We start from the raw sequence: 2656 nt of genomic DNA on the forward strand, positions 1-2656 counted from the left end.
AAGCTGAGTATCTTGTACTGAATACATAGGTGCAAGAGGCGAACCAGGGGAACTGAAACATCTAAGTACCCTGAGGAAAAGAAATCAACCGAGATTCCCTTAGTAGTGGCGAGCGAACGGGGACCAGCCCTTAAGTTGATTTGAGATTAGTGGAACGCTCTGGAAAGTGCGGCCATAGTGGGTGATAGCCCCGTACACGAAAATCTCTTGTCAATGAAATCGAGTAGGACGGAGCACGAGAAACTTTGTCTGAATATGGGGGGACCATCCTCCAAGGCTAAATACTACTGACTGACCGATAGTGAACCAGTACCGTGAGGGAAAGGCGAAAAGAACCCCGGAGAGGGGAGTGAAATAGAACCTGAAACCGTATGCGTACAAGCAGTGGGAGCCTACTTTGTTAGGTGACTGCGTACCTTTTGTATAATGGGTCAGCGACTTATATTCAGTGGCGAGCTTAACCGAATAGGGGAGGCGTAGCGAAAGCGAGTCTTAATAGGGCGTTTAGTCGCTGGGTATAGACCCGAAACCGGGCGATCTATCCATGGGCAGGTTGAAGGTTAGGTAACACTGACTGGAGGACCGAACCGACTACCGTTGAAAAGTTAGCGGATGACCTGTGGATCGGAGTGAAAGGCTAATCAAGCTCGGAGATAGCTGGTTCTCCTCGAAAGCTATTTAGGTAGCGCCTCATGTATCACTCCAGGGGGTAGAGCACTGTTTCGGCTAGGGGGTCATCCCGACTTACCAAACCGATGCAAACTCCGAATACCTGGAAGTGCCGAGCATGGGAGACACACGGCGGGTGCTAACGTCCGTCGTGAAAAGGGAAACAACCCAGACCGTCAGCTAAGGTCCCAAAGTCATGGTTAAGTGGGAAACGATGTGGGAAGGCTTAGACAGCTAGGAGGTTGGCTTAGAAGCAGCCACCCTTTAAAGAAAGCGTAATAGCTCACTAGTCGAGTCGGCCTGCGCGGAAGATGTAACGGGGCTCAAACCATGCACCGAAGCTACGGGTGTCATCTTTGATGACGCGGTAGAGGAGCGTTCTGTAAGCCTGTGAAGGTGAGTTGAGAAGCTTGCTGGAGGTATCAGAAGTGCGAATGCTGACATGAGTAACGACAATGCGAGTGAAAAACTCGCACGCCGAAAGACCAAGGTTTCCTGCGCAACGTTAATCGACGCAGGGTTAGTCGGTCCCTAAGGCGAGGCTGAAAAGCGTAGTCGATGGAAAACAGGTTAATATTCCTGTACTTCCAGTTATTGCGATGGAGGGACGGAGAAGGTTAGGCCAGCCTGGCGTTGGTTGTCCAGGTTTAAGGTGGTAGGCTGAAATCTTAGGCAAATCCGGGATTTCAAGGCCGAGAGCTGATGACGAGTTGCCTCTAGGCGACGAAGTGGTTGATACCATGCTTCCAAGAAAAGCTCCTAAGCTTCAGATAACTGGGAACCGTACCCCAAACCGACACAGGTGGTTAGGTAGAGAATACCAAGGCGCTTGAGAGAACTCGGGTGAAGGAACTAGGCAAAATGGCACCGTAACTTCGGGAGAAGGTGCGCCGGCGAGGGTGAAGGACTTGCTCCGTAAGCCCATGCCGGTCGAAGATACCAGGCCGCTGCGACTGTTTATTAAAAACACAGCACTCTGCAAACACGAAAGTGGACGTATAGGGTGTGACGCCTGCCCGGTGCCGGAAGGTTAATTGATGGGGTTAGCGCAAGCGAAGCTCTTGATCGAAGCCCCGGTAAACGGCGGCCGTAACTATAACGGTCCTAAGGTAGCGAAATTCCTTGTCGGGTAAGTTCCGACCTGCACGAATGGCGTAACGATGGCGGCGCTGTCTCCACCCGAGACTCAGTGAAATTGAAATCGCTGTGAAGATGCAGTGTATCCGCGGCTAGACGGAAAGACCCCGTGAACCTTTACTATAGCTTTGCACTGGACTTTGAATTTGCTTGTGTAGGATAGGTGGGAGGCTTTGAAGTGGGGACGCCAGTTCTCATGGAGCCATCCTTGAAATACCACCCTGGCAACTTTGAGGTTCTAACTCAGGTCCGTTATCCGGATCGAGGACAGTGTATGGTGGGTAGTTTGACTGGGGCGGTCTCCTCCCAAAGAGTAACGGAGGAGTACGAAGGTGCGCTCAGACCGGTCGGAAATCGGTCGTAGAGTATAAAGGCAAAAGCGCGCTTGACTGCGAGACAAACACGTCGAGCAGGTACGAAAGTAGGTCTTAGTGATCCGGTGGTTCTGTATGGAAGGGCCATCGCTCAACGGATAAAAGGTACTCCGGGGATAACAGGCTGATACCGCCCAAGAGTTCATATCGACGGCGGTGTTTGGCACCTCGATGTCGGCTCATCACATCCTGGGGCTGAAGCCGGTCCCAAGGGTATGGCTGTTCGCCATTTAAAGTGGTACGCGAGCTGGGTTTAGAACGTCGTGAGACAGTTCGGTCCCTATCTGCCGTGGACGTTTGAGATTTGAGAGGGGCTGCTCCTAGTACGAGAGGACCGGAGTGGACGAACCTCTGGTGTTCCGGTTGTCACGCCAGTGGCATTGCCGGGTAGCTATGTTCGGAAGAGATAACCGCTGAAAGCATCTAAGCGGGAAACTTGCCTCAAGATGAGATCTCACTGGGATCTTGAATCCCCT

1 rRNA gene is annotated in these 2656 nt (G+C 52.1%); it reads left to right on the top strand.

Going from position 1 to position 2656, the window contains the following annotated elements:
- Window positions 1–2656: ribosomal RNA gene (locus ABIB24_RS26710) — 23S ribosomal RNA — on the top strand; the annotation flags it as partial.

This window comes from Pseudomonas sp. UYEF17, assembly GCF_040546125.1.
Classification (GTDB): Bacteria; Pseudomonadota; Gammaproteobacteria; order Pseudomonadales; family Pseudomonadaceae; genus Aquipseudomonas; species Aquipseudomonas putida_Z.